A 23,932-nucleotide genomic window follows, 5' to 3' on the forward strand; every position below is an offset into this window, starting at 1 on the left:
CGAGGTGATTACGATCTTTGTTGCCAAGCAGCTTTCAGAAACCAATTTGGTTTTTGAAGCTACTGGCGAGGAAGTTGACATGCCACAATCATGGGTTCCGATATCGGAGGCCGTGAGGCTCGTGCTAATGGGAAAGATCATGAGCCCGAGCGCGGTTGTTGGCATCATGGCTTACCAGCTGAGTAAAGACGGTTCACAAAGAAGCTAATGAAGACCCTCGCGCAGCTAGTTGATGATTACCTTCGACACCTGAGCATTGAGCGAGGGTTAGCAAAGAACTCGATTGCCGCCTATAAGCGTGACCTGAACTCCTATCTTGGCTATTTGGAAAAGCAAAAGATCACAAACCCTAGTCAAGTCAACGAGTCTCACATAACTGGCTACGTCAGTTTCATTTCTGAATCAGGAGCTCTGTCGGCCAACTCAGTTGCCAGAATGCTCGCCGGAGTTAGAGGGTTACATAGGTTTTGGCTTTTTGAGTCCATCACAATCGGCGACCCAAGTTCTATGGTGAAACCTCCGAAGCTGCCAAAGCGCCTGCCAAAGGCAATCAGTGTTTCAGAAATAGAGAAGCTAATTGAAGCTTCGGGGCCAGATCCCAAGAAACTCGAGTCTGGTGAACCAGACCTGGCAAGAGTGCGAGACCGAGCAATTCTGGAGCTGCTCTATGCAACAGGGGCCAGAATCAGCGAGCTAACGGCTCTCAACTTGGATGACCTAGTTGATCCAACCATGATTCGATTGTTTGGAAAAGGCTCGAAAGAGCGCATGGTGCCGGTTGGAAGTTTTGCCCAGAGTGCTCTTGAGGTCTATCTGGTTCGGGCTAGGCCCGTTCTTGTGAAAAAGGGCAAGGGAACCCCGGCTCTCTTTCTGAATCAGCGCGGCAGCCGACTATCTAGGCAGTCGGCTTGGCAGATTATTAGTGATAGCGCTGATGCGGCGAAGATTCCCTCGGAGGTTTCACCTCACACGCTCAGGCACTCTTTTGCAACCCACCTTCTTGAAGGCGGAGCGGATGTGCGAGTGGTTCAAGAATTGCTGGGTCACTCTTCGGTTGCCACGACCCAGATTTATACGCTGGTGACGGTTGATGCCCTGCGCGAGGTTTACGCCACCAGCCATCCGCGGGCCAGGAAATAGCGGTCGCAACGGGCAGGTAGGCTATTAGCTCGGGAGGATCCATGGCACAGCGACCAGCTAAAAGGCCGGTTTTTGACATCCCCGCCACCTTGCAAAGTCACGGTCCCGCAAGAATTATTGCGATGTGTAATCAAAAAGGTGGGGTGGGTAAAACTACCACAGCAATCAACTTGGCCTCTGCTCTTGCAGGCTATGGCCGCAAGGTATTGGTGGTTGATTTCGATCCACAGGGCGCACTCTCAGCAGGGCTTGGGATTGTGGCCCACGATATCAAAACCATTTACGATCTCTTGGTTGAAAAAGACCTAAAGGTTCAAGATGTGATCTTGCCTACCGGCGTGAAAAATCTCGACGTAATTCCTGCAAACATAGACCTTTCCGCAGCTGAAGTTCAGCTAGTCAACGAGGTTGCTAGAGAGCAAATTCTTGCTCGGGTACTTCGCCCAGTAACTGACAACTATGACGTTGTAATCATTGATTGCCAGCCATCACTTGGCTTATTGACCGTCAATGCTCTAACCGCAGCTCATGGAGTCCTTATTCCTTTGAACTGCGAATTCTTTGCCCTTCGAGGGGTGGCGCTTCTTATCGAGACAATTGAAAAGGTACGCGATCGGTTGAACCCAGCTATCAAGCTCGATGGTATTTTGGCCACGATGTATGACCCGAGAACCCTGCACGCTAGGGAAGTAGTGGAGCGACTTTACGAAGCATTTGGTGATCAGGTTTTCGACACCATTGTGCACCGCACCGTCAAATTCCCGGACGCCACCATCGCAGCTGTTCCTATCACCGAATTTGCTCCAACTTCAGATGCCGCGGAGTATTACCGAACCGTGGCAAGAGAGTTAGTGTCTCGTGGCAACGCCCCATAACCTCGAGGTCATGGAACCTGAGAAAGACAAAGGCTTTGCGCTAACGCTGAGTAACTTTGAGGGCCCATTTGACCTCTTGTTGACACTTATTTCTAAGCACGAGCTGGACATCACCGAGATTTCACTCAGCCGCGTTACTGATGAATTCATCCAGTACGTAAAACAGCTTGACGAGCATGAAGAAATGGAACAAGCGAGTGAGTTTCTAGTTATTGCCGCAACGCTATTGGATCTAAAAATTGTCTCGTTGCTCCCGCAGGGTGAGCTTGTTGATGCCGAAGATGTTGCCCTACTGGAAGCAAGAGATCTGCTGTTTGCAAGGTTGTTGCAATACAGGGCCTTCAAGGAAGTATCTGCCTGGTTTGCAACCAGAATCGACATGGAAGCTACCCGCGTTGCCAGAGCTGTTCCAATTGAAACCAGGTTCCGTGAAAGTACCCCTGAGCTTGTTTGGACCATGACACTTGAGGAGTTCCACGCTTTATCTCAAGAAGTATTTACCCCCAGGGAGATTCCTGGCATTGGACTCACTCACCTTCACGCACCCGCAGTTAGTATCCGTGAGCAGGCAACAGAAGTAATCCTTAGACTTCGAAAAGCCGGGAGCTTGACTTTTTTTGATCTGATTCGCGACGAACCAGATAGAGCCAAGATAGTTGCCAGGTTCCTTGCGGTGCTAGAGCTATACAGGCTTTCTGCTATTGCCATGCAGCAGGATGGGCCCTTGGCAGATCTTTTGATTACTTGGCAAGCCGATAACTTTGATGATGAACAACTAGCAACCCTGGGAGCAGACTATGACGCGCGATGAGAATCAAGGAACCGAGAACACCCTCAAAGAAGACAGCATCGAAGGAGCAATCGAGGCAATCTTGATGGTCACTGATGCGCCCATCTCATTGGTTGCTCTGGCAACCGCTCTAGAGATTCCGGTAAACCAGGTTCGCGATGCCGTAAACAAGCTCCGCGAGGACTACGACGGAAAAGACGGTATCAGCGCTCGAGGTTTTGAGCTTCGAGAAGTGGCCGGTGGTTGGAGAATCTACGTGCGCCAAAACTACGACTGGGCCGTGAAGATGTTTATCGCCAACGAAAACCCAACCAAACTTTCACAAGCTGCTTTAGAAACCCTTTCCGTTATTGCCTACAAGCAACCAATTGCTAGGGGACAGATTGCTTCGATTCGAGGTGTGAACGTTGACTCGGTTGTTAGAACTCTTACTTCTAGAGGACTAGTTACTGAGCTTTATACAGATTCTGAAACCGGTGCGATTCACTACGGAACTACTTCGTTGCTACTGGAGCAGCTTGGAATCAACTCCTTGGACCAGCTTCCTCCGATTAGCCCGTACCTGCCTGATATCCATAGCGATTTCAATGAGCGATAGAGAATCAACAGAGGGCATAAGACTTCAGAAGGTTATGGCTAATGCCGGAGTGGCATCCAGAAGAGTTTGTGAAGACCTGATCTCATCCGGGTCCGTCAAGGTTAACGGCAAGGTAGTCAAAGAGCTGGGCACCCGAATCAATCCCGAAATAGACAAGGTTGTTGTCAAGGGAACCCCGATTCAACTTGATGTCTCAAGGGTCTATTTGATGCTCAATAAACCAGCTGGGGTAGTTAGCACCATGCAAGACGAGCACGGCAGGCCAGATCTTTCACAGTATGCACTTGACTATGACCGGATCTTCAACGTTGGAAGGCTGGATGTTGACACCACGGGTTTGTTGCTGATGACCAACGATGGCGATTTAGCACATAAGCTAATGCACCCATCCTTTGAGGTTTCTAAGACATATCAGGCAAAAGTCCACGGCCAGATTACTCAACCTGTATTGAACCAACTGCTTGCCGGCATCGAATTAGAGGATGGTCGAATCAAGGCCGATAAGGCCAGATTCCTGTCCGCTTCTGGAAACCACAGCCTGGTCGAAGTTGAGCTACACAGTGGAAAAAACCGAATTGTCCGAAGAATGTTTGAGTCTCTTGGGTTTCCGGTGGTGGCCCTGGTTAGAAGGCAGTTTGGACCACTACATTTAGGCCATCTAAAGCTTGGTGCTGTGAGGCAACTGTCTAAAATAGAGCTCGGAGCAATTTTGAAAGCCGCTGACAAGAAAAGGACATAATCATGTCGATTCGTGCAATTCGCGGCGCCATCCAACTAGATGTTGACGAACGCTCTCACTTGATTAAATCCACAGCCGAGCTACTTACCAAAATGCTGCACGAAAACAAAGTCGATGAGTCCCAATTGATCTCTATTCTCTTCACGGCCAGTCCTGACATAACTTCCGAGTTTCCAGCCTTGGCAGCCAGGGAGCTTGGCCTCGGAGATGTTCCGTTGATGTGCTTTGTTGAAATGGATGTGGCGGGAGCGCTGCCAAGAGTCATCAGAGTTCTTATTAACCTTGAGTCAGATTCTCTAAGAAGTCAGATCCAGCACGTTTATCTTCGCGGAGCAACAGCCCTGCGCTTGGATTTAGCCCAGTGAAAGACTCGAGACTAACCGGGCCAATCAAGATTGTTGGCACCGGCCTTATTGGAACATCTATTGGCCTAGCTCTTAAAGACAAGGGACTTGAAGTCTTACTCGACGACAGCTCACCCGCCGTATTGAACCTCGCGATTGATTTTGGTGCGGGCAGTAAATTCCAACCAGGCACCGAGCCAGAGCTAGTTATTGTCTGCACACCACCTGATGTAACGGCTCAAGTTATCGAAGCACAGCTCAAGGCTCACCCCAAGGCAACAGTTACCGATGTTGCAAGCGTTAAGGGAACGGTGTTGACCGCTCTGCAGCAGCAGGGAGCAGCGCTTGCAAATTACGTGGGATCACACCCGATGGCAGGTCGCGAACAAACCGGTGCTCTTGCAGGCCGAGGTGATCTGTTTATTGGCAGACCCTGGGTGATGACACCAAACAAGGAATCTTCTAAAGAATCAATACTGTTGGTGGAAGCACTTGCTCATGATGTTGGAGCCTCGTTAGTTTCTATGGACCCTATTGAGCACGATAGAGCAGTCGCACTCGTTTCACACGCGCCGCAGATTGTTTCTTCGCTATTGGCTGCAAGGCTTGCCTCGGCTGATAGCTCCGATGTATCACTGGCTGGCCAGGGGCTTCGAGACACCACCCGAATTGCTGCATCTGATCCTAAGCTTTGGATGCAGATTCTTTCGGCGAACAGCCAACAGGTGTCTGATGTTTTGAGAAATGTTAGAAATGACCTGGACCAGATTCTCGAAGCATTGCAAGACACATCAAAGCCTGGTTCGCTAACGAGCATCGGAAAGTTGCTGGAATCTGGAAATCTAGGCGTTGCCAAGATTCCAGGCAAGCACGGGTCTAGTGCAACAAGGTACGCCAAGGTCACGGTCATGATCGACGATAAGCCTGGAGAACTCGCAAGGCTACTAACTGAGATCGGCCAGATTGGCATCAACCTCGAAGACTTAACCTTGGAGCACGCAACCGGAGCACAGGTTGGACTGCCAGAACTTTATGTTCTGCCAAGTTCAGAAGCTGAGCTTGTTTCAGCGTTGACCGGGCGCGGTTGGAAGATTGTCGGATGAGCAAGACCATAGTGGCAGTTGATGGACCAGCAGGATCTGGCAAGTCAAGTGTTTCAAAGCAAGCCGCCAGACAACTTGGTTTTGGATATCTAGATACCGGGGCTGGATACCGAGCATTAACCAGGACGGCATTAGTTGCAGGGATTGATCTTGAAACTGTTGGCGAGCAAAATCTGGATGTTTTGTTTGACTATTCGATTTCAACAGATCCAGATAACTATTGGGTCAAGGTCGGCGATAACGACCTAACCGATGCCATTCGTAGCCAAGAAGTCGAGCTCAATGTCAGCAAAGTGGCTGCCCAACCCAAAGTGCGAACCTTTATGAGGCAAATCACTAGATCCTTAGCCGCTAGCTGCCCAAATCAGGGAATCATCGTTGAAGGTAGGGACATCACCACGGTGGTGATGCCTGATGCCAAAGTTAGAGTTCTGCTAACTGCCAGTGAAGAAGTTAGACTTAGTAGAAGATCACTTGATTTACTAGGAAGCGGTTCTCTAGCAGCCCAACTTAGCGATCGAGACAAGAAGGATTCAAAAGTCGTTGACTTTTTGAAGCCAGCACCGGGGGTAACCCTTCTAGATACCACCGAACTTGACTTCGAGCAATCGGTAACTGCCTTGGTTGATCTAATCAACCACTAACTGGCTAAGGAACAAAGACATGGAAGAAGATCAGCTCGACGAGCAAGCACGCGCCGACGTGCTGCGCGGGTCGCTCAGCGACTACGAGCTAGACGAAGAAGACTTAGCGCTTTTAGAAATTGAATTGGCCGAAGAGGGATTCTCCGGCTACCTCCCAGCTCTTCCGGTGCTGGCAATTGTTGGTCGACCAAACGTTGGCAAGTCTGCTCTAGTAAATCGAATTCTCGGTCGCCGTGAAGCGGTTGTTGAAGACGTTCCTGGTGTTACCCGTGACCGAGTTTCTTATAAAGCCGAATGGAACGGTAGAAAATTCACTTTGGTTGATACCGGAGGCTGGGAACCAAACCCCAAAGGAATTGACGCTGCTGTTGCGGCCCAGGCCGAGGTAGCAGTTGAGCTTTCGGATGCTGTTTTGTTTGTGGTGGACGCAATGGTCGGCCCTACCGCTACCGACGAAAGGGTAGTCAAGATGCTTCGAGCATCTGGCAAGCCAGTCATCTTGGTAGCGAACAAGATTGACGATGCTAGACAAGAGCCAGAAGCAGCAGCCTTGTGGTCGCTAGGTCTTGGTGAGCCTCATCCGGTTTCTGCAGTCCACGGTCGTGGGGTAGCAGACTTACTGGACGCCGCAATGGCAAAGCTTCCCGCAATCTCGGCAGTTGCCGAACAAGAATTCGGTGGACCAAGAAGAGTAGCCCTGATTGGTAGACCTAACGTTGGCAAGTCATCGCTACTGAACAAGGCAGTGGGCAAAGTTAGGGCGGTGGTTAGCGAGATAGCTGGAACCACCCGTGATCCAATCGATGAGCAGGTAGAGCTAGGTGGCAAGACTTGGCGCTTTGTTGATACCGCAGGTATCAGAAGAAGAATCAAGTTAGCTCAGGGAGCAGACTTCTATGCCTCTCTAAGGACAGCCGCAGCTCTTGAACGAGCTGAAGTAGCTGTTGTATTGTTTGATGTCACAGAACCGCTAAGCGATGGCGACATCCGAATTGTTGATCTGGCCCTCGAGTCAGGCCGCGCACTAGTACTTGCTTTCAACAAGTGGGATCAGATGGACGATGAGAGAAGGAAGTATCTGGAGCGAGAAATCGAACAGAACCTTTCTCACGTTTCCTGGGCTCCAAGAGTAAACATCTCGGCCCTAACTGGTCGCCACCTAGAAAAGCTTGTTCCATCTCTTGAGGTCTCCCTCCACAGCTGGGACCTAAGAATTCCTACCGGCAAGCTCAATACCTTTATACAAGAGCTAGCCATGGAGTTTCCGCACCCAGTTAGGGGAGGCAAGCAGCCTAGGGTCTTGTTCGCTACCCAGGCATCGACCAGGCCACCAAAGTTCATTTTGTTTACCACAGGCTTTTTAGACCCGCAGTACCGCAGGTTCATCCAAAGAAGACTGCGTGAAAGCTTTGGTTTTGAGGGAACCCCAATAGAGATATCGATGCGGGTTAGAGAAAAGCGCAAGCGTTAGGGCTTTGGTTTCCCATGACTATAAATAGTGTCATTTTGGTTTCCCTCTGGATGATTGTCCCACTTGGACTGTTGGGAAGCTTGCTTCATTTTCTGTTTGATTGGACCAAGCACAACAAGTTTGTGGCATTTTTTAGTGCTGTGAACGAGAGCTACTGGGAACACATCAAGATTGCTATATGGCCGGTCCTGCTTCTCCAAATAGTGCTTTTTTCACTTGGCGGATACCAATTCCCCTCATATGTTCCAGCTTCGACGATTGCCCTGTACTCGATACCGGTGACCATGGTGGGATTGGTTTTCCTTTACAAGTCAGTCACTAAGCGTAATATCCTTTGGCTGGACATCAGCATCTTCTTTGTCTGCATAGCAATAGCCCAGTCAATTTTCGTGCAGGTTCTTGGGCAACTTTCTGCGACCTCGGGAACAGTAGTTATGTCTAGCCTGTTCTTGTTGGGCTTGATTGTCGCTTTCTTGTTATTCACTTTCCGGCCACCTAGGGAGCCGGATGTCTTTTTGGATCCGATCAAGAAGGACTACGGCCTTCGCGCTCATCCAGACTTAGATCACAACTCTTCGGATAGACCCTGACCTATACTTGGGTCGTTACCGAGTGAGCATCGGTACCAGCGGGCTATAGCGCAGCTTGGTAGCGCACTTGACTGGGGGTCAAGGGGTCGTGGGTTCAAATCCCGCTAGCCCGACCATTAAACATTGGGACTTAGCTAATTGACCTAATCCAATACAATCAAGCTATGCCGACAGCTAGGAAATCCAGCTTCCTCAAGGGTGAGGTAGTGAACATTCCGAACCTGCTTAGCTTTCTGCGAATTGCGCTAGTTCCAGTATTTTTGGGGCTCCTTCTAAATGAGATGTTCCTGTCGGCAATTGTTGTGCTGATGGTTGCAGGTATTACAGACTTCTTGGATGGCTATCTAGCTCGAAAGCTAAACCAAATGACCAAGCTGGGTAAGGTTCTAGACCCGGTAGCCGATCGGCTGTACATCTTTGCGACATTACTGGCGCTGTCAATCACGGGACACATCCCCTGGTGGCTAGCGGCGCTTGTCATCGGTAGGGATTTACTCATGCTGATCTCACTGCCAGCGCTGGTGTCTCTGGGATACTCAACTCTTCCGGTTCACTACATCGGTAAGGCAAGCACCTTTGCTTTGCTGTATTCCTTTCCGCTGTTACTGATGGGCAAGATCTTTGTAGAGGCGCAGTTCATACTGCTTCCTTTGGCTTGGGCATTTGCTCTTTGGGGGGTGGCGCTTTACTGGTGGTCTGGATTTGTATACCTCTGGCACCTGATTTTGCTGTGGCGCCAGGAGCGTGGAAATAGCAGTAATCTATTGGATAACAAAGGGGGAGGGTGAAATGGGCGACGAAAAACGCGATGAAGTCGAGAAGACCCTTAGGTTCAATTCCGAGTGGCTAAGCGACGAGAACCCCGATCTAGATCCCGAGCATAAGGCAGCTGTTGACGCTCTTCCTCGAGGAAACGCTCTTCTGGTAGTTCGCCAGGGCCCAAATTCTGGAGCAAGATTCTTGCTCGATGCCGACATCACAACAGTTGGCCGACACCCAGACTCGGCAATATTTTTGGACGATGTCACGGTCTCAAGACGCCACGCAGAGTTCCGTCGTCATGGCAATTCCTTCCAAGTTCAGGATTTGGCATCGCTAAACGGCATCTACTACGATGGGGTTCGAATTGAAAGCGCCCTGCTAGAAGAAGGTGCTGAAATTCAAATCGGCAAATTCCGCTTTACGTTCTACCCATCGAAAGCAGCAGGAAACATCTAATGGCTCAAGCCCAATCCAATGTGAGGCCAATATCTTCTTCTGGAAGATTGCTCACCATCGGTCAGGTGCTTGCAATTTTGAATCGCGAATTTCCAGATCTTTCCCCTTCCAAGTTGAGATTTCTTGAAGAGCAGGGTCTGATAGAACCACAGCGCACACCTGCTGGTTACCGAAAGTTTTCCGAACAAGATGTCCAGCGCACAAGGGTGATTCTTGAACTGCAAAGAGATCAGTATCTTCCATTGCGAGTTATTCGCGACTACCTTGAGCAGCTTGATTCAGGCAAGACCCCAAACCTTCCTCAGGTGCAGGCATCGGTTGCAAAACTTCAGCCAAAGAACCCAATAAAACTCACAAAGGTCGGACTTATGAGCGAGACCGGAATCAGTGCGGGCTTACTGCAAGATGCTCAGACCCTAATGCTGATTAACAAAGATACTTTTGAAAGTTCAGATCTTGAAATTGCCCGCGCGATTGTTCACCTGCAGCGCTTCGGTATTTCACCACGTCACCTAAGAGGATTAAAGGCCTCAGCTGATCGCGAGATTGGAATCATCGAGGGTGTTGTTGCACCGGTGCTTTCCAAGAACGAAGCAGCCAGCAAGTCCAGGGCCACCCACTACGCCCAGGAAATCGAAAACCAGTTTGCAACCATTCGTTCCGAGCTAATCAAGTCCGTCATCTCTAAGATCGACAAGTAAAAACCCCTTAATTTAGCGCTCGACACGCCGCCCTTACCGATTAACTGGCTTACCTGGCACTAAGGCGGGAGAATTGAAACATTCAACCAATACAGAAAGGTTAGGCGATGTCTCAAAACGACGGTTTCGATAACGACATGTTATTTACCGACGGCATGATCTCGCAGGACCCAAAAGTTGGCTATCGCGGGACCGCAGCGGCTACCGCGAGCGGTATTAGCTATCGCCAGTTGGACTACTGGGACAGAACTGCACTAGTTCAGCCTTCGGTTCGCTCCGCGACCGGTTCCGGTTCACAAAGACTTTATGCGTTTCGTGACATTTTGGTTCTAAAACTTGTCAAGAGACTTCTCGACACTGGCGTATCGCTGCAGCAGATTCGTATCGCGGTTGAGCAATTGCGCGCAGAAGGAATGAATGACTTAGCCCGTATCACCTTGATGAGCGATGGAGCCAGGGTTTACCTTTGCACCTCACAAGATGAGGTTATTGACCTACTTGGCCGTGGCCAGGGTGTATTTGGTATTGCTGTTGGAATAGTGCTTCGTGAGGTTGAGGCTTCTCTTGTTAACATTCAGAGCTTGCACCTAGATGACATGGACGAGCTAGCTTCTAGAAGAGCCAGCAGAAAAGCTGTTTAGGGCTCGTCTACCAAATCAAGTACGGTCTGGATAGCCCCACGGCGAATCTTCGCACCCTTTAGAACCTTCATGCTCCGCTTTGAAGATCTCTTACTCACGTCTGTGCCGTGCGACTGGAACAGCTGATCTAGAACTAGCTCGAAGGACTTAGCAGTCCTGCCGGCTACCTCGCCTGGCCAACTGTGAATTGGTCTGGCCGCACCTTGGGCTTGCTGCACAGCGGAGTGTTCTTCAATCGTGACTGAGAGTAAATCTGATCCAAACAGCTGCTCGAGTTCTGCTAGCCGGAACTGATGTTCCTTGGATGCTGGAATGTAGCGATTGACCAGAACACCAAGCGGTGTCAAGCGCCCGGCTGTTTGCTTGCTGATTTCTGTGATGGCTCGCATTGCACGGTCCGCCGCGAGCACTGAGAAAATCGAAGGCTCTGCCACAATCAAAACCCTGTCGCTTGCCGTCCAGGCTAGCTGGGTGAGCCCATTCAATGACGGGGGAGTGTCAACGATCACAAGATCGTAACCTGCCTCCACCCGACTTAGGGCCTCCTCCAGCCTCCAAAGATCCCTCTTGGTCGGAGTCGGGCTATCAAACTCGACTACCTTTGGACTTCCCGGGAGAAGGTCCATAGTTCCCGCAGAAGAAGATTCCCAGTCACTTGCCACGATGGCCCGAACCACGTTGGCGTGCTTGGGAAGCTTTAGAACCTCTGCGCAAGACAACTTCAGCTCCCTCGTTGCCCCAAGAGCAGTGGTGGCATCAGACTGAGGGTCTAGATCTACCACCAGGGTGCGAAGTCCTCTAGATAGTGATGCTGAGGCAAGACCTAGGGCCACGGTTGTCTTTCCGACACCGCCCTTTAGGGAACTCACGCTAAGTACATGCACCCAAATAGGCTACCTTTTTATTGAGTTAATGTTTTTAGGCGAAACGAGCTGTTTCTAGCCGCCTTTAGGAGACCATGTTTAGCAAGATTTTGGTAGCAAATCGAGGCGAAATAGCTGTTCGCGCCTTTCGAGCTGCCTATGAGCTTGGTGCCAAGACAGTGGCCGTTTTCCCATATGAAGACCGGAACTCCACTCATCGCCAAAAAGCTGACGAGGCCTATCAAATTGGTGAAAAGGGCCACCCGGTAAGTGCTTACCTAAACGTCGCCGAGATCATTCGAGTTGCTAAGGCATATGGTGCTGATGCAATTTATCCGGGATATGGCTTTTTGTCCGAGAATCCAGAACTAGCGAAAGCTGCTGCCGAAAACGGAATTTCATTTATCGGTCCAAGCTCAGAGGTTTTAGAGCTAGCTGGCAACAAGGTAAACGCAATTGCCGCAGCTACCAAAGCCGGCGTTCCAGTTTTGCAATCCTCTGGATCTTCAGAAGACCCGAAGCAGCTAATCAAAGCGGCAGAGAAAATCGGCTTTCCTCTTTTTGTTAAAGCGGTAGCTGGCGGTGGTGGACGCGGAATGCGCCGCGTCGCCGATGCCAAGGATCTTGCGGAGGCAATCGATCAGGCTTCAAGAGAGGCGCAAAGCGCTTTTGGCGATGCCAGGGTCTTTCTTGAGCAAGCGGTGCTTCGACCTCGTCACATCGAGGTTCAGATCTTGGCCGATAGCAAAGGCAATGTTGTTCACCTCTTCGAGCGCGATTGCTCGATTCAGCGCCGTAACCAGAAGGTGGTTGAGATTGCTCCAGCCCCAAACATCGACGAGGCGCTTCGTAAGCAGCTATACAAAGACGCTGTAAATTTTGCCAAGGAGCTTGGCTACCAGAACGCCGGAACGGTTGAGTTCCTGGTCGAGACTGTAGGTCCAAATGCGGGTAAGCACGTCTTTATTGAGATGAACCCAAGGATTCAGGTGGAGCACACCGTAACCGAGGAAATTACTGATATCGACCTCGTGCAGTCGCAGATGCGGATTGCTTCGGGCCAGAGCCTTCAAGACATGGGCCTTTCACAAGACACCATTTCGATGCGAGGCTTCGCGATCCAGTGCAGAATCACAACCGAAGACCCTTCAGCTAACTTCAGGCCCGACACTGGAAAGATAACTACTTATCGCTCTCCCGGAGGAGCAGGAATTCGACTCGACGGGGGAACGGTCACAGCGGGTTCAGAAGTATCACCGCACTTTGATTCTTTGCTCGTGAAGTTAGTTGCCAGAGGCCTAACCTTTGAGGCGGCTGTTGCAAGGGCCAGAAGAGGGCTCGCCGAATTCAGAATTCGCGGAGTCGCAACTAACATTTCGTTCCTGCAGGGCGTTTTAGAGGATGAAACATTTGCAATCGGAAACTTGAGTACCGCATTCATTGAAGAGCGACCCGAGCTAATGCTCACCAGACCTTCAAAAGATCGCGGAACAAAGCTGTTGCAGTGGTTAGCAGAGACTACTGTAAATCAACCAAATGGCCCAAGGCTCAACTATGTGAACCCTGCCATCAAACTTCCCGCTGTAGATTTGACACTTCCAGCCCCAGATGGATCCAGGCAAAGACTTTTGGATCTTGGACCGGCAGCTTTTGCAAAGGAGCTACGAAACCAAAAACACGTCGCAATTACCGATACAACTTTCAGAGACGCTCATCAATCGCTTCTTGCTACCCGTGTTCGAACTAGAGATTTGGTTCAGGTGGCACCGCACCTGGCACGACTGACCCCACAGCTTCTTTCGGTTGAAGCCTGGGGAGGAGCCACTTATGATGTGGCACTTAGATTCTTAGCCGAAGACCCATGGGAAAGATTGGCTGCTCTTCGCAAGGCAATCCCAAACATTTGCATTCAGATGCTACTTCGCGGTCGAAATACTGTTGGTTACACACCATACCCAGAAACCGTTACTGATGCCTTTGTGAAAGAAGCAGCTGAGTCGGGTGTGGATATCTTCCGCATCTTTGATGCGCTAAACGATGTAGAGCAAATGCGTCCTGCGATTGAAGCGGTGCTGGCAACAAAGACCGCGATTGCAGAGGTGGGTATTTGCTACACCGGAAACTTACTTGATCCTAAAGAAAATCTATACACACTCGATTACTATCTAAAACTTGCCGAGAAGATTGTTAGTGCCGGCGCTCACATCATTGCAATCAAAGACATGGCAGGTCTATTACGTCCTGAAGCTGCCAGGTTACTCGTTGCCGCTCTGCGTGAGAAGTTTGATCTGCCAGTTCACCTGCACACCCACGACACTGCCGGAGGTCAACTAGCAACACTATTGGCAGCAATCGAAGCCGGTGTTGACGCGGTGGATGTTGCAAGCGCGCCGATGAGTGGAACTACCTCGCAACCATCCGCATCGTCTTTAGTAGCAGCGCTAGCTAATACGAGCCGCGATACTCAGATACCGTTGTCGTCGTTTACTCAGCTCGAGCCTTACTTCGAAGCCGTTAGACGAGTGTATGCACCCTTCGAATCAGGTTTACCTGCACCCACCGGCAGGATATATGATCACGAGATTCCAGGTGGACAGCTCTCGAACCTGCGTCAGCAGGCAATAGCTCTAGGACTCGGAGACCAGTTCGAACAGATCGAGGACATGTATGCGGCCGCCAACAAGATTTTAGGAAGGCCACCGAAGGTGACACCTTCGTCGAAGGTTGTTGGCGACCTAGCACTGCACCTAGTTGCAGTGGGTGCTGACCCAGAGGATTTTTCCAACAATCCGCAGAATTATGACATCCCAGACTCAGTTGTAGGTTTTATGGCTGGAGCGTTGGGTGATTTGCCAGGTGGTTGGCCGGAGCCCTTCCGAAGCAAGGTTCTAAAGGGCAAAACTGTCGATCTATCGCTAACTGAAGTTTCCGCTCAGGATTTGGCTTTGCTTGCAGGAAGTAGTTCTGATCGACGCGCAACGCTAAACAGGCTGCTATTTCCTGACCCATATCGGGAGTTCAAGAAGATGCGAGAGAACTACGGGATCCTTGATCAAGTTGACACAATTGACTTCTTTTATGGTCTTGAGCAAGGAAAAGAACACGTTATTGAATTATCCAAAGGCCTCACGCTGTTCATAGGCCTCGAAGCGATTGGAACACCTGACGCCAAGGGCTTTAGAACTGTCATGGCAACCCTCAACGGTCAGCTACGTCCAATAAACGTGCGGGATAGAAAGGTTGTTAGCGATGTGGTGAGCTCTGAAAAAGCAGATGTGTCTAAACTTGGCCACGTCGCTGCACCATTTCAGGGTGTTGTCACCCTAAAAACAGTTGCCGGGGCCAAAGTTGAATTGGGTCAGCCGGTTGCAAGCATTGAGGCCATGAAAATGGAGGCCACAATCACAGCCAGCATGGCCGGAACCGTCAAGCGGCTTGCCATTTCAAGCACCCAGTCAGTTGACGCGGGCGATCTAATCCTTGAAATTGAAGGCTAATTAGCGCACCTTTGGTAACTGCCTTAGAATTGCAGAGTTGCTTTTGATTCAGTCACTTAGGAGATAGTTCTTGGCAAAGAAGAAAGATTCTGGATTCGGAGACGACGGAGCAGGTCTAGGAGAAAACAACCCAAATGTTGACCCAGCGGACTTTGGGTCCGAGGGCAGCTCCCAGCTATCTGTAGTTTCAACCGAAGTTGACATCTCGCCAGCCACATCCTCCATCGAGGTAATCCCAGACACCAGCGCACAAGAGCTTGAGACCGTTGTCGCCCAAGGGCAGGACCAAACAAGAACTGGTTACTCACGAAGAGACAGTCTTCGTGGAGAGACTTTTGACGAACCAGAACCAGCTGCGATGCTCACAGCGGACAGACTGATTGACGCATCAGCAAAGTTTCGTGCGGCTCCGGAATCCGGTTGGCGCCGCCTGCTTTTCTTTATCAGTTTGAAACTAATTAATTTGGGTGACTCACCAAAAGTCAAAGCACGCAAAGCAATGGATGCCAGAATTGGTGCATTGCTTGAAGGTGGAACCAAATACATTCCCGTTCTCACTAGAAAAGGTGGAGTTGGTAAGACCACCATCAGCACACTTCTTGGTATGGCGCTGGCTCAGGTCAGGGAAGACCGCGTTATTGCTATTGACGCCAACCCCGACCGTGGAACCCTGGCCGAGCGTGTTAGCAAGTCAACTAGATTCACTGTTCGAGACGTAGTTAACAGAGCAGCTTCAATCGATGGCTTCGCCGAGTTTACTAACATGATTTCAAGAGATGAGACCCGCCTTGATGTGCTGGCGTCAGATGCTGACCCAATGCTTTCAGAAGCTTTTAACGAGGGTGATTACAACGTGGTTGCCGACATGGCAGCTCGCTACTATTCGGTAGTAATTACTGACTGCGGTACGGGAATTGTTCACTCAGTTATGAGACCCACCCTGCAGCGCGCAAGCACCTTGGTTATTGTCTCCGGTGGTTCTGTTGACGAAGCAAGACTGGCTTCAGAGACTCTAACCTGGCTAGAAGCGAATGGTTTTGGTGAATTGGTTAGAAACTCTGTAGTTGCACTAAACACCGCAACCCAAGCGACACTTTTGGTAAAGCTAGACGAGATCGAACAGCACTTCAAAACTAGAGTTCGCTCAGTAGTTCGTATGCCCTATGACCCGGCTCTTGCCGCTGGATCAGTTATCAAGTTCAATGAGCTAAACAAACAAACTCGTGAAGCAGCTAGAGAACTAGCTGCCGAGGTTGTTGGTTCAATGCTTTCCCCTCTCTAATTTATGGCCGATAGACAGATTCGGTTATTCGGGGACCCTGTCCTTAGGACTGCCTCGGATCCAATACTTGAGATAACTGATTCCATTCGAAATCTGATTCTTGATTTAGAGCAGGCGACCGACCTACCGGGTCGCGCAGGAGTTGCCGCCCCACAAATTGGTGTGAGCCTTCGAGCATTCAGCTATAAAGTCGATGGGGTCATTGGCCATCTGATCAATCCAAAACTTGAGGAAACTTTCGGCGAACCGGAACTAGTTGACGAGGGTTGCCTTTCGCTTCCGGAGATCTGGTCAAAAACCCCAAGGTATCCAAGGGTAAAAGTTTCTGGAACCACTCTCGAAGGTGAGCAAGTGAACATTGAAGCCGAAGGGTTATTGGCTCAAGTTTTGCAGCACGAAATCGACCACCTAGATGGCAAGGTCTATTTAGATCGCCTAAATCCTGAAGCTAGAAAAATCTGCATGGCAGCACTTCGCGAAACCAGCTGGTTTATGGCCAACTAACCTGGAAGATTAATCGCGTCAGATGTTGTCGGTGATCCACCATAGATTTGCTCGATTATCGGTGCAAAGTCACGGGTTACTGCTTCGCGCTTGATTTTTAGCGAAGGCGTCAAGTGGCCGGATTTCTCCGAAAGCTCGCTATCGATAACCTCAAACTTCTTAATGGCTTCTGCGTTAGAAACCGTTGCGTTTACCTCGTCCACGGCTTTTTGTAGCTCCTGAAGAACCTTCGGGTTTTTTGCTGCTTGGGCAAGGGTCAAGTCCGCAGGCTGTCCATTGTTCGCCAGCCAGGCGGGCATCATTTCTGGGTCTAATGAAAGAAGAGCCGCAACGAATGGCCTCTGGTCTCCAATCACAACAGCCTGACCGATGATCGGGCTAGAGCGAAGCGGGTCTTCAAGAGCTGTTGGTGCAACGTTCTTGCCACCAGCTGTAACGATTAGCTCCTTCTTACGTCCAGTAATGGAAATGAAGCCCTCATCGTCCAGTTCGCCGATGTCGCCGGTCTTAAACCATTCGCCGTCCATCGTTGCCTTCGTAGCTTCTGGATTCTTCCAGTAACCACGTAGGACGTTAGAACCCTTAAGGAGGATCTCACCATCATCGGCAATCTTGACTCCACAGCCAGGCAAAACGCGGCCAACTTTTCCAATCTTGGCGTCTGTAACGCGGCCAATCATCGCTGGGGCGCTAGTTTCTGTAAGTCCGTAGCCTTCCAGAACGATTAGGCCAATTGATCGGAAGAAGTGTCCAAGCCTCTCACCCAATGGGGCCCCACCAGATACTGCGTACTTAACTTTTCCACCCATAGCGGCGCGTAGTTTCTTATAAACAAGAATGTCGAATACCTTGTGCTGAACTTTTAGCCCAATTGAAGGCCCGCCTTTAGCGTCTAGGGCACGCGAGTAATCAATAGCTACATGAACAGCTTTTCGGAAGATCTTTCCCTTGCCGCCGGCTTCGGCTTTCTGCTCAGCAGAGTTGTATACCTTTTCAAACACTCTAGGAACTGCCAGCAAGAAGTCTGGGTGGAAAGACTGCATCGCTGCTGCAACGTTTGTGGTGTCAGGCTGGTGTCCCACTTTAATTCCAGCGTGAACACACAGGATTGAAATGAACCTTGCATATACGTGAGCGAGAGGCAAGAACATTACGGTCGCGTAGCCTTCCTTTACAACCTCAGGAAGCTCAATCTTGGAGTTTTTTGAGAGATCAACAAATCCACGATGCAGTAGTTCACAACCCTTTGGCTTACCTGTTGTTCCAGAGGTGTAGATAATTGTGGCGAGTGAGTCCAGGTTCAACGAAGTGCGAGCCTGCTCAAGTTGCTGAGGAGTGACTCCCTTGCCTTGAGCTACTAATTTCGGGAGCGAGTCATCCTCTAGTTTCCAAACCTGCTTGACAGATGGAACCATTGCCTTGATTGAGTCAAATCTATTTTGGTGTTCTGAGTTTTCGATTATTAATGCAACTGCATCTGAGTCTGAAAGTACCCATTCAATCTGCGCCGGTGCGCTGGTTTCATAAATTGGAACTGAAACAGCTCCTGCGAACCAGAGAGCAAAGTCAACCAGTGCCCACTCGTAGCGGGTGCGGCTCATGATGCCAACAGCGTCGCCAGGTCTAATTCCAGAAGCGATGAATCCTTTAGCGAGATCCTCAACCTGAGTCAGGAAGTCTTTGGCACTAACCTCAGTCCAGACCCCTGGAGTCTTTTCGATAGCAAAAAGAGGCAGGTTCGGGGTTTGCTTCACTCGCTGAAGGAGTAAATCGGTAATGCTTTCATTCGCAGGCGATTCGACTAGCGATGGTAGTTCGTAGGATCTCATTTTGGCTCCTGTAATTTGCTCGATTTTGGACAACTATAGCCGTTCTGAGCCTATCTGAGCACATTCATGGACCACCCAATCTCAAATTTGGGCGATAAACTCGAGTTTTGGTCTGTTTTGACCTTTGAGATAGGCGAAATGATGCACTCAATAGGCATAGACATCGGTGGCACTAAAATGGCCGGTGCACTAGTTGATGACGCCGGCAACATCCTGAACGAGCTCAAGATCCCTAGCCCAATTGATGATTCGGACCAGATGATCGAAGCAATTGGCTCACTAATTTCAAGGCTTAGTGAAGGTGAGCAGGTAGTCGCAGTTGGGGTGGCTGCGGCCGGATTTATGAGCGCCGATCGAGAGATTATGTACCACTCCCCAAACATTGCCGCATGGCGCAATGAACCGCTGAAAAGGCGGATCGAGACCAAAACCAAGCTTCCCGTGCTGCTCGAAAACGACGCAAACGCTGCCGGGTGGGCAGAGTTTCGGTTTGGTTCAGGAGCTGGTTCGAAAAGCATGGTCATGCTCACAATCGGCACCGGTGTGGGCGGGGCGATTATATCGGACGGCATTTTGCTAAAGGGTGGTTTTGGCATCGGTGGAGAACTTGGCCACGCGGTGTTGCACCCAGGAGGCAAGCAGTGTGGTTGTGGGCAACGTGGGTGTGTTGAGTCTTATTGTTCTGGCACGGCTTTGCTCAAAGCGGCACGGGAGCTTGCCTTATCGAGTGACTCAAAGGCAGCAAGGCTAAAAGAATTGACGCTTGTAACAGGTGAGCTATCCGGTGAGCAGCTCTACCAGGCCATTTCCGAAAACGATAGTGCTGCCAATGAGCTAATTTCTGAGCTTGGTCAAAATCTTGGGACAGCCATCGCATCTTTTTATGTGCCGTTGTTGGATCCTGAACTAGTAGTTATCGGAGGTGGAGTTAGCGCTGTGGGAGATCGATTGCTTGCTCCAATTAGGTCTTCTTTTGAGCTATTGATTCCAGCAAAGGGCTATAGGCCGGAGTTGAAGATCATCAAAGCTAAGTTCTTGAACCAGGCAGGCCTTATCGGAGCTGCCGACTTAGCCCGCCATAGCGTTAGCTAGGATCGAACACTAAACTTGAGATTTAGCCCAGGACAGGGAGGTAGCCATGACGTATTTCATTCTGAAGACGTTCGTTCTAGGTCCTCTGCTGCGCTTTATTTTTAGACCATGGACTCGCGGGGTTGAGAACGTGCCGACCTCAGGTGCTGCAATTCTGGCCAGCAATCACCTTTCTTTCTCGGACTCCATATTCCTGCCACTCCAGTGCCCAAGACCGGTAGTTTTCCTTGCCAAGAGCGAATACTTCACGGGCAAGGGCATCAAGGGATTTTTTGTGAAGCTATTTTTTAAATCCACAGGGCAGCTACCAATCGATAGATCTGGCGGCAAGGCCTCGGAGGCCGCTTTGAACACCGGACTGGGTGTTTTGGAGCAAGGCCAGCTTCTTGGTATCTACCCAGAAGGAACTAGATCACCTGACGGCAAGCTGTATCGCGGAAGAACCGGTATTGCCCGCATGGCGCTAGAGGCAAAAGTTCCTGTGATTCCCGTTGCAATGATTGACACCGAAAAAGTCCAGCCAATTGGAACCAGGTTTCCACGGGTTCGCCGGGTGGGGATTGTTTACGGAAAGCCGTTGGATTTTTCTAGATTTGATGGAATGGAAGGTGACCGAATTGTCTTGCGCGCGGTTACCGACGAAATTATGTACGAGCTGATGCGAATAAGCGGTCAAGAATATGCGGATCAGTACGCTTCGACAGTTAAGGAAAAGCGAGCAGCGCTCGCCACTTAGAATAAATCATGGAGCCAAACATACAAGCTGACCCGAAAGTTTTGAGCGGGCTCGACAATTACAAAAATCTTGTTGCCGCTCAGCAACCAATCTGGACTGACCAAGCTCGGCTGGCTGCTGCCCGACAGGAACTTTCAACAGTTCCTCCGTTGGTTTTTGCTGGAGAAGTAGACACTCTTAGAACCAGGCTAGCTGCAGCCGCTGAAGGAAAAGCATTTTTGTTGCAAGGCGGTGACTGCGCGGAAACCTTTGCCAACGCCACGGCGGACCGTATTCGGAACAGAGTGAAGACAATATTGCAGATGGCTGTTGTTTTGATGTATGGAGCATCGTTGCCGGTTGTGAAAATGGGTCGCATGTCCGGCCAGTTTGCTAAGCCTCGTTCTTCTGACACCGAAACCCGTGGTGATGTCACACTACCTGCCTACCGCGGCGATGCAGTAAATGGCTACGATTTCACACCAGAGTCACGAGCAACCGATCCTGCTCGAATGGTGCGCGCGTATAACACCTCGGCTTCAACGCTGAATTTGATTCGCGCCTTTACTACCGGCGGTTTTGCAGATCTTCGTTCGGTGCACGAGTGGAACAAGGGTTTCACTGATAACCCGGCGAACTCACGCTATGAGCAGTTAGCTGGCGAAATTGATCGCGCGATTAGGTTTATGGATGCATGCGGCGCTGACTTTGACGCCCTCAAGAGTACCGAGTTCTACGTTTCGCACGAGGCTTTGTTGTTCGACTACGAACGCCCACTAACCAGAATTGATTCTCGAACCGGCAACCCTTATGGAACCAGCGGACATTTTCTCTGGGTGGGCGAGAGAACCAGGCAACTTGATGGCGCTCACATTGATTTCATGGCAAGACTTAGAAACCCAATTGGCGTAAAACTTGGTCCTGCCACCAAACCAAAGGATGTTTTAGACCTAATCGAAAAGCTCGACCCAAATCGTGAGCCTGGCAGGCTTACCTTTATCACCCGCATGGGTGCATCCCAAGTCAGAGACAAACTCCCACCACTTATCGAGGCCGTTTTGGCAAGCGACGCTAAGCCGCTTTGGGTTACCGATCCTATGCACGGCAATGGCATCACCACCAAAAATGGTTACAAGTCTCGTCACTTTGACGATGTTATGGATGAAGTGTCTGGATTCTTCGATGTTCACAAGTCGCTTGGTTCATTTCCTGGGGGTTTGCACATCGAGCTAACTGGTGACGACGTAGCAGAGTGCTTGGGCGGATCCGAGAAGATCGATGAGGCTACTTTAGAGCAGCACTATGAATCGCTTTGCGATCCAAGACTTAATCACATGCAGTCACTCGAGCTAGCCTTCTTAGTTTCAGAAAAGCTTTCGAAGCGCTAGCGCGTATAGATAGTTACTTGGGTTCCAACACGAACCCTTGTAGATGCTGCAGGGTTTTGCCTGGTGACCTTCACAACCCCAAATCGACTACTGAGTTGATCGGTGTCTACCAACACAGTAAAACCGAGAGCCTCAAGGGCATTCTTGGCGGCAGCGACAGTCTCTCCAACAACGTTTGGCAAAGTAACAAACTCTGGACCCTTAGAAACGTTTAGGGTCACAGATCCTGATTCGGGGAGTGGATCCGATGACGCAGTGATCGAAACAATTCGCCCGGCGGCAACATCATCGTTGAAAACCTCCAGCGAAGTCACGGTTAGCCCAACTGCTTCTAGTGTCTGAATAGCCTGCGAGAACTCGTCCCCGACAACATCCGGCAACGGACCGAGCGAGACACGTAAATCCACGACACTGCCTTCAGCTAGCGAAGTCCGAGTTGGTTTCGAAAATGCTAGAACTTGACCTGCCTCTGCGAGGCCAAAAAACGAAGAAACATTTCCAGCTATGAGTCCTGTTGATTCCAGCAGCTTCGTAGCTTGCTCTAGGTTCAGACCCAAGGATTCTGGAACCAGCACCTGCTTGGGCCCGAGGGAAATAAACACAGTAACCTCGGATTGCTTGAAAACTCTGGTTCCAGCGGTTGGTTCCGTTCTTATGACAAAGCCAACGGGAACTTGGGCGTCGTGCTCTTGTTGCTCAATAACTGTGAGCCCCATTGGCTCAAGGGCAGAAATGGCAACTTCTAGTGATCTACCTTCAAGCTCGGGGACAATTGCTTGACCACCAGGACCGCTGGCAAACCACCAGCCCGCTCCACTAGAAGCAAAAATTGCTAGCAAGGTTAGTATCACTAGCCAACGCCCGCTACGTCGGTTAGCTTTCTTGAGCTTTACGAACCCGTCATTTTTTTTCTCAGGCTGGTCTTGCTGATATTCACCAATAACTTCGGTAGCGCCTGCGGGAGCAACAAACACTTCGGTGTTGTTTCTAATTATTCCAAAGTCTTCGAAGGTTGTAGTCAGACCGCGCTTGATGTCTGATTTGGCTCGAGAAATAACAGGCAGTAATTCCTTGGCGCTGGCCGGGCGGTCATTCGAATTTCTAGCAGTGGCCCAGAGCACTATTTCATCTAGGAGTTCTGGAACTTTCGGGTTCAAACTAGAAGGCGCCGGAATGTTGCTATTTGCATGTTGGTAGGCGATCTGGACTGCTTGATCACCTGCGTAAGGCTGTTTACCGGTAAGCATTTCAAATGCCATCACTCCAAGTGAGTAGATATCACTTCGAGCGTCAGCTTGACCGCGGAGCACCAGCTCGGGGGAGAGGTAGGCGGCGGTTCCAACAATCGATCCTGTTTGCGTATGGGATGAGATTTCTCTTGCAAGACCGAAGTCACCGAGTTTGACTGTTCCGTTGTCCGATAAAAACACGTTCTCGGGTTTTAGGTCCCGGTGTAAAACCCCGGCGGAGTGAGCGGCAGCTAAACCTGCGGTCAAGGGTTCCAGGATTTCCAAGACTCTCTCGGGTGATAGCGACCCAAAGTCATTGAGGGCATTTCGCAAGTTGATGCCAGGGACAAACTCCATCACCAAAAAGGTGATGTCATTATCGGTTCCCTGGTCAAATACGTTTACCAAGTTCGGGTGAGATAGCGAAGCGGCCATTTTTGCTTCCCGACGAAACTTTTCGACAAAGGACCTATCGGTTGCTAAGTGTGGGTGAATAACCTTGAGCGCAACCTCCCGCTCTAAGATTTGGTCCTGGGCTCGATAAACGCTAGCCATGCCACCCGAGGCAACAAAGGCCATAATTAAATAGCGGCCAGCTACCAGTTGACCTAGAAGGTCAGCCATTTAGCTCTCCTGCACTTATAGAGATGTATGCACTTCGCTTCGGCAGCGTCAATAG

General features: G+C 50.2%; 23 protein-coding genes, 1 tRNA gene and 1 pseudogene. 22 read left to right on the forward strand and 3 right to left on the reverse strand.

Annotated elements, in window-relative coordinates; translation table 11 throughout:
• The 16 genes and pseudogenes from AC9UES_RS02885 to AC9UES_RS02960 all read left to right on the forward strand — a co-directional run.
• A pseudogene (locus AC9UES_RS02885) lies at positions 1-208 on the forward strand (NUDIX domain-containing protein); the annotation flags it as partial.
• Complete coding sequence (gene xerD, locus AC9UES_RS02890; RefSeq protein WP_509526660.1) at positions 208-1,140, forward strand: site-specific tyrosine recombinase XerD; 933 nt, start codon at positions 208-210, stop codon at positions 1,138-1,140. The pseudogene AC9UES_RS02885 and the gene xerD, both read left to right, overlap by 1 nt.
• Positions 1,141-1,181: 41 nt before the next feature.
• Positions 1,182-2,015 (forward strand): ParA family protein, encoded by an 834-nt coding sequence (locus tag AC9UES_RS02895; protein WP_509526662.1) that lies wholly within the window; start codon positions 1,182-1,184, stop codon positions 2,013-2,015.
• 10 nt (positions 2,016-2,025) lie between these two features.
• On the forward strand, positions 2,026-2,826 hold the full coding sequence (locus AC9UES_RS02900) for a segregation and condensation protein A (RefSeq protein WP_509526664.1): 801 nt from the start codon (positions 2,026-2,028) through the stop codon (positions 2,824-2,826).
• The gene (gene scpB, locus AC9UES_RS02905; protein ID WP_509526666.1) at positions 2,813-3,403 is read left to right on the forward strand and encodes an SMC-Scp complex subunit ScpB; all 591 of its coding nucleotides are present in this window, start codon (positions 2,813-2,815) and stop codon (positions 3,401-3,403) included. The genes AC9UES_RS02900 and scpB overlap by 14 nt, the downstream gene beginning before the upstream one ends.
• Positions 3,393-4,142 (forward strand): pseudouridine synthase, encoded by a 750-nt coding sequence (locus AC9UES_RS02910; RefSeq protein ID WP_509526668.1) that lies wholly within the window; start codon positions 3,393-3,395, stop codon positions 4,140-4,142. The genes scpB and AC9UES_RS02910 overlap by 11 nt, the downstream gene beginning before the upstream one ends.
• Positions 4,143-4,144: 2 nt before the next feature.
• A complete protein-coding gene (gene aroH / locus AC9UES_RS02915) occupies positions 4,145-4,507 on the forward strand; it encodes a chorismate mutase (RefSeq protein WP_509526670.1) in 363 nt (120 codons plus the stop codon).
• A complete protein-coding gene (locus AC9UES_RS02920) occupies positions 4,504-5,589 on the forward strand; it encodes a prephenate dehydrogenase (protein ID WP_509526672.1) in 1,086 nt (361 codons plus the stop codon). Before aroH ends, AC9UES_RS02920 begins: the two co-directional genes overlap by 4 nt.
• Positions 5,586-6,233, forward strand: a complete 648-nt coding sequence (gene cmk / locus AC9UES_RS02925) for a (d)CMP kinase (RefSeq protein ID WP_509526674.1) — start codon at positions 5,586-5,588, stop codon at positions 6,231-6,233. The genes AC9UES_RS02920 and cmk overlap by 4 nt, the downstream gene beginning before the upstream one ends.
• A 19-nt stretch (positions 6,234-6,252) precedes the next feature.
• Positions 6,253-7,704: a ribosome biogenesis GTPase Der gene (der, locus tag AC9UES_RS02930; protein ID WP_509526676.1), complete on the forward strand. Its 1,452-nt coding sequence runs from the start codon at positions 6,253-6,255 to the stop codon at positions 7,702-7,704.
• A 14-nt stretch (positions 7,705-7,718) separates the two neighbouring features.
• A complete protein-coding gene (locus tag AC9UES_RS02935) occupies positions 7,719-8,294 on the forward strand; it encodes a DUF6512 family protein (protein ID WP_509526678.1) in 576 nt (191 codons plus the stop codon).
• A 39-nt stretch (positions 8,295-8,333) separates the two neighbouring features.
• Positions 8,334-8,410, forward strand: a tRNA-Pro gene (locus AC9UES_RS02940).
• A 48-nt stretch (positions 8,411-8,458) separates the two neighbouring features.
• Positions 8,459-9,082, forward strand: a complete 624-nt coding sequence (locus tag AC9UES_RS02945; protein ID WP_509526680.1) for a CDP-alcohol phosphatidyltransferase family protein — start codon at positions 8,459-8,461, stop codon at positions 9,080-9,082.
• A gap of 1 nt (position 9,083) precedes the next feature.
• Complete coding sequence (locus tag AC9UES_RS02950) at positions 9,084-9,512, forward strand: FHA domain-containing protein (protein WP_509526682.1); 429 nt, start codon at positions 9,084-9,086, stop codon at positions 9,510-9,512.
• A complete protein-coding gene (ftsR, locus tag AC9UES_RS02955) occupies positions 9,512-10,213 on the forward strand; it encodes a transcriptional regulator FtsR (protein WP_509526684.1) in 702 nt (233 codons plus the stop codon). The genes AC9UES_RS02950 and ftsR overlap by 1 nt, the downstream gene beginning before the upstream one ends.
• Before the next feature lie 107 nt (positions 10,214-10,320).
• On the forward strand, positions 10,321-10,854 hold the full coding sequence (locus AC9UES_RS02960; RefSeq protein ID WP_509526686.1) for a MerR family transcriptional regulator: 534 nt from the start codon (positions 10,321-10,323) through the stop codon (positions 10,852-10,854).
• On the opposite strand, the gene AC9UES_RS02965 is transcribed toward AC9UES_RS02960, so the two are convergent.
• Complete coding sequence (locus AC9UES_RS02965; RefSeq protein ID WP_509526688.1) at positions 10,851-11,738, reverse strand: ParA family protein; 888 nt, start codon at positions 11,736-11,738, stop codon at positions 10,851-10,853. The genes AC9UES_RS02960 and AC9UES_RS02965 overlap by 4 nt on opposite strands.
• Before the next feature lie 74 nt (positions 11,739-11,812).
• Here AC9UES_RS02965 and AC9UES_RS02970 point away from each other — a divergent pair, with 74 nt between their 5' ends.
• The 3 genes from AC9UES_RS02970 (at position 11,813) to def (ending at position 17,000) form a co-directional block, all read left to right on the forward strand.
• Complete coding sequence (locus AC9UES_RS02970; protein WP_509526690.1) at positions 11,813-15,214, forward strand: pyruvate carboxylase; 3,402 nt, start codon at positions 11,813-11,815, stop codon at positions 15,212-15,214.
• 70 nt (positions 15,215-15,284) lie between these two features.
• Complete coding sequence (locus AC9UES_RS02975; protein ID WP_509526692.1) at positions 15,285-16,496, forward strand: MinD/ParA family ATP-binding protein; 1,212 nt, start codon at positions 15,285-15,287, stop codon at positions 16,494-16,496.
• Positions 16,497-16,499: 3 nt separating this feature from the next.
• Positions 16,500-17,000, forward strand: coding sequence for a peptide deformylase (gene def, locus AC9UES_RS02980; RefSeq protein ID WP_509526694.1), 501 nt, complete (start codon positions 16,500-16,502; stop codon positions 16,998-17,000).
• Here def and AC9UES_RS02985 read toward each other — a convergent pair.
• Complete coding sequence (locus tag AC9UES_RS02985) at positions 16,997-18,829, reverse strand: AMP-dependent synthetase/ligase (RefSeq protein WP_509526696.1); 1,833 nt, start codon at positions 18,827-18,829, stop codon at positions 16,997-16,999. The genes def and AC9UES_RS02985 overlap by 4 nt on opposite strands.
• Positions 18,830-18,967: 138 nt before the next feature.
• Between AC9UES_RS02985 and AC9UES_RS02990 the strand changes: the two genes are divergently transcribed.
• The 3 genes from AC9UES_RS02990 to AC9UES_RS03000 are packed head-to-tail and all read left to right on the forward strand — an operon-like array spanning position 18,968 to position 22,024.
• Positions 18,968-19,921 carry an ROK family protein gene (locus AC9UES_RS02990; protein WP_509526698.1) on the forward strand — a complete coding sequence of 318 codons (954 nt, stop codon included), beginning with the start codon at positions 18,968-18,970 and terminating at the stop codon, positions 19,919-19,921.
• 46 nt (positions 19,922-19,967) lie between these two features.
• Entirely contained in the window at positions 19,968-20,657 is a 690-nt protein-coding gene (locus AC9UES_RS02995) for a lysophospholipid acyltransferase family protein (protein WP_509524470.1), read from the forward strand.
• Between the two features lie 8 nt (positions 20,658-20,665).
• Positions 20,666-22,024: a class II 3-deoxy-7-phosphoheptulonate synthase gene (locus tag AC9UES_RS03000; protein ID WP_509526700.1), complete on the forward strand. Its 1,359-nt coding sequence runs from the start codon at positions 20,666-20,668 to the stop codon at positions 22,022-22,024.
• Here AC9UES_RS03000 and pknB read toward each other — a convergent pair.
• Complete coding sequence (pknB, locus tag AC9UES_RS03005; RefSeq protein WP_509526702.1) at positions 22,021-23,877, reverse strand: Stk1 family PASTA domain-containing Ser/Thr kinase; 1,857 nt, start codon at positions 23,875-23,877, stop codon at positions 22,021-22,023. The two genes, AC9UES_RS03000 and pknB, sit on opposite strands and share 4 nt — an antisense overlap.
• Positions 23,878-23,932: the final 55 nt, after the last annotated feature.

It is taken from the genome of Rhodoluna sp., from assembly GCF_044232805.1.
GTDB lineage: Bacteria > Actinomycetota > Actinomycetes > Actinomycetales > Microbacteriaceae > Rhodoluna.

Excerpts from the sequence above, each read along its gene's own strand:
- xerD (WP_509526660.1), top strand. The coding sequence starts at position 208 with ATGAAGACCCTCGCGCAGCTAGTTGATGATTACCTTCGACACCTGAGC.
- AC9UES_RS02895 (WP_509526662.1), top strand. The coding sequence starts at position 1,182 with ATGGCACAGCGACCAGCTAAAAGGCCGGTTTTTGACATCCCCGCCACC.
- AC9UES_RS02900 (WP_509526664.1), top strand. The coding sequence starts at position 2,026 with ATGGAACCTGAGAAAGACAAAGGCTTTGCGCTAACGCTGAGTAACTTT.
- scpB (WP_509526666.1), top strand. The coding sequence starts at position 2,813 with ATGACGCGCGATGAGAATCAAGGAACCGAGAACACCCTCAAAGAAGAC.
- AC9UES_RS02910 (WP_509526668.1), top strand. The coding sequence starts at position 3,393 with ATGAGCGATAGAGAATCAACAGAGGGCATAAGACTTCAGAAGGTTATG.
- aroH (WP_509526670.1), top strand. The coding sequence starts at position 4,145 with ATGTCGATTCGTGCAATTCGCGGCGCCATCCAACTAGATGTTGACGAA.
- cmk (WP_509526674.1), top strand. The coding sequence starts at position 5,586 with ATGAGCAAGACCATAGTGGCAGTTGATGGACCAGCAGGATCTGGCAAG.
- der (WP_509526676.1), top strand. The coding sequence starts at position 6,253 with ATGGAAGAAGATCAGCTCGACGAGCAAGCACGCGCCGACGTGCTGCGC.
- AC9UES_RS02935 (WP_509526678.1), top strand. The coding sequence starts at position 7,719 with ATGACTATAAATAGTGTCATTTTGGTTTCCCTCTGGATGATTGTCCCA.
- AC9UES_RS02945 (WP_509526680.1), top strand. The coding sequence starts at position 8,459 with ATGCCGACAGCTAGGAAATCCAGCTTCCTCAAGGGTGAGGTAGTGAAC.
- AC9UES_RS02950 (WP_509526682.1), top strand. The coding sequence starts at position 9,084 with ATGGGCGACGAAAAACGCGATGAAGTCGAGAAGACCCTTAGGTTCAAT.
- ftsR (WP_509526684.1), top strand. The coding sequence starts at position 9,512 with ATGGCTCAAGCCCAATCCAATGTGAGGCCAATATCTTCTTCTGGAAGA.
- AC9UES_RS02960 (WP_509526686.1), top strand. The coding sequence starts at position 10,321 with ATGTCTCAAAACGACGGTTTCGATAACGACATGTTATTTACCGACGGC.
- AC9UES_RS02970 (WP_509526690.1), top strand. The coding sequence starts at position 11,813 with ATGTTTAGCAAGATTTTGGTAGCAAATCGAGGCGAAATAGCTGTTCGC.
- def (WP_509526694.1), top strand. The coding sequence starts at position 16,500 with ATGGCCGATAGACAGATTCGGTTATTCGGGGACCCTGTCCTTAGGACT.
- AC9UES_RS02985 (WP_509526696.1), bottom strand. The coding sequence starts at position 18,829 with ATGAGATCCTACGAACTACCATCGCTAGTCGAATCGCCTGCGAATGAA.
- AC9UES_RS02990 (WP_509526698.1), top strand. The coding sequence starts at position 18,968 with ATGATGCACTCAATAGGCATAGACATCGGTGGCACTAAAATGGCCGGT.
- AC9UES_RS02995 (WP_509524470.1), top strand. The coding sequence starts at position 19,968 with ATGACGTATTTCATTCTGAAGACGTTCGTTCTAGGTCCTCTGCTGCGC.
- AC9UES_RS03000 (WP_509526700.1), top strand. The coding sequence starts at position 20,666 with ATGGAGCCAAACATACAAGCTGACCCGAAAGTTTTGAGCGGGCTCGAC.
- pknB (WP_509526702.1), bottom strand. The coding sequence starts at position 23,877 with ATGGCTGACCTTCTAGGTCAACTGGTAGCTGGCCGCTATTTAATTATG.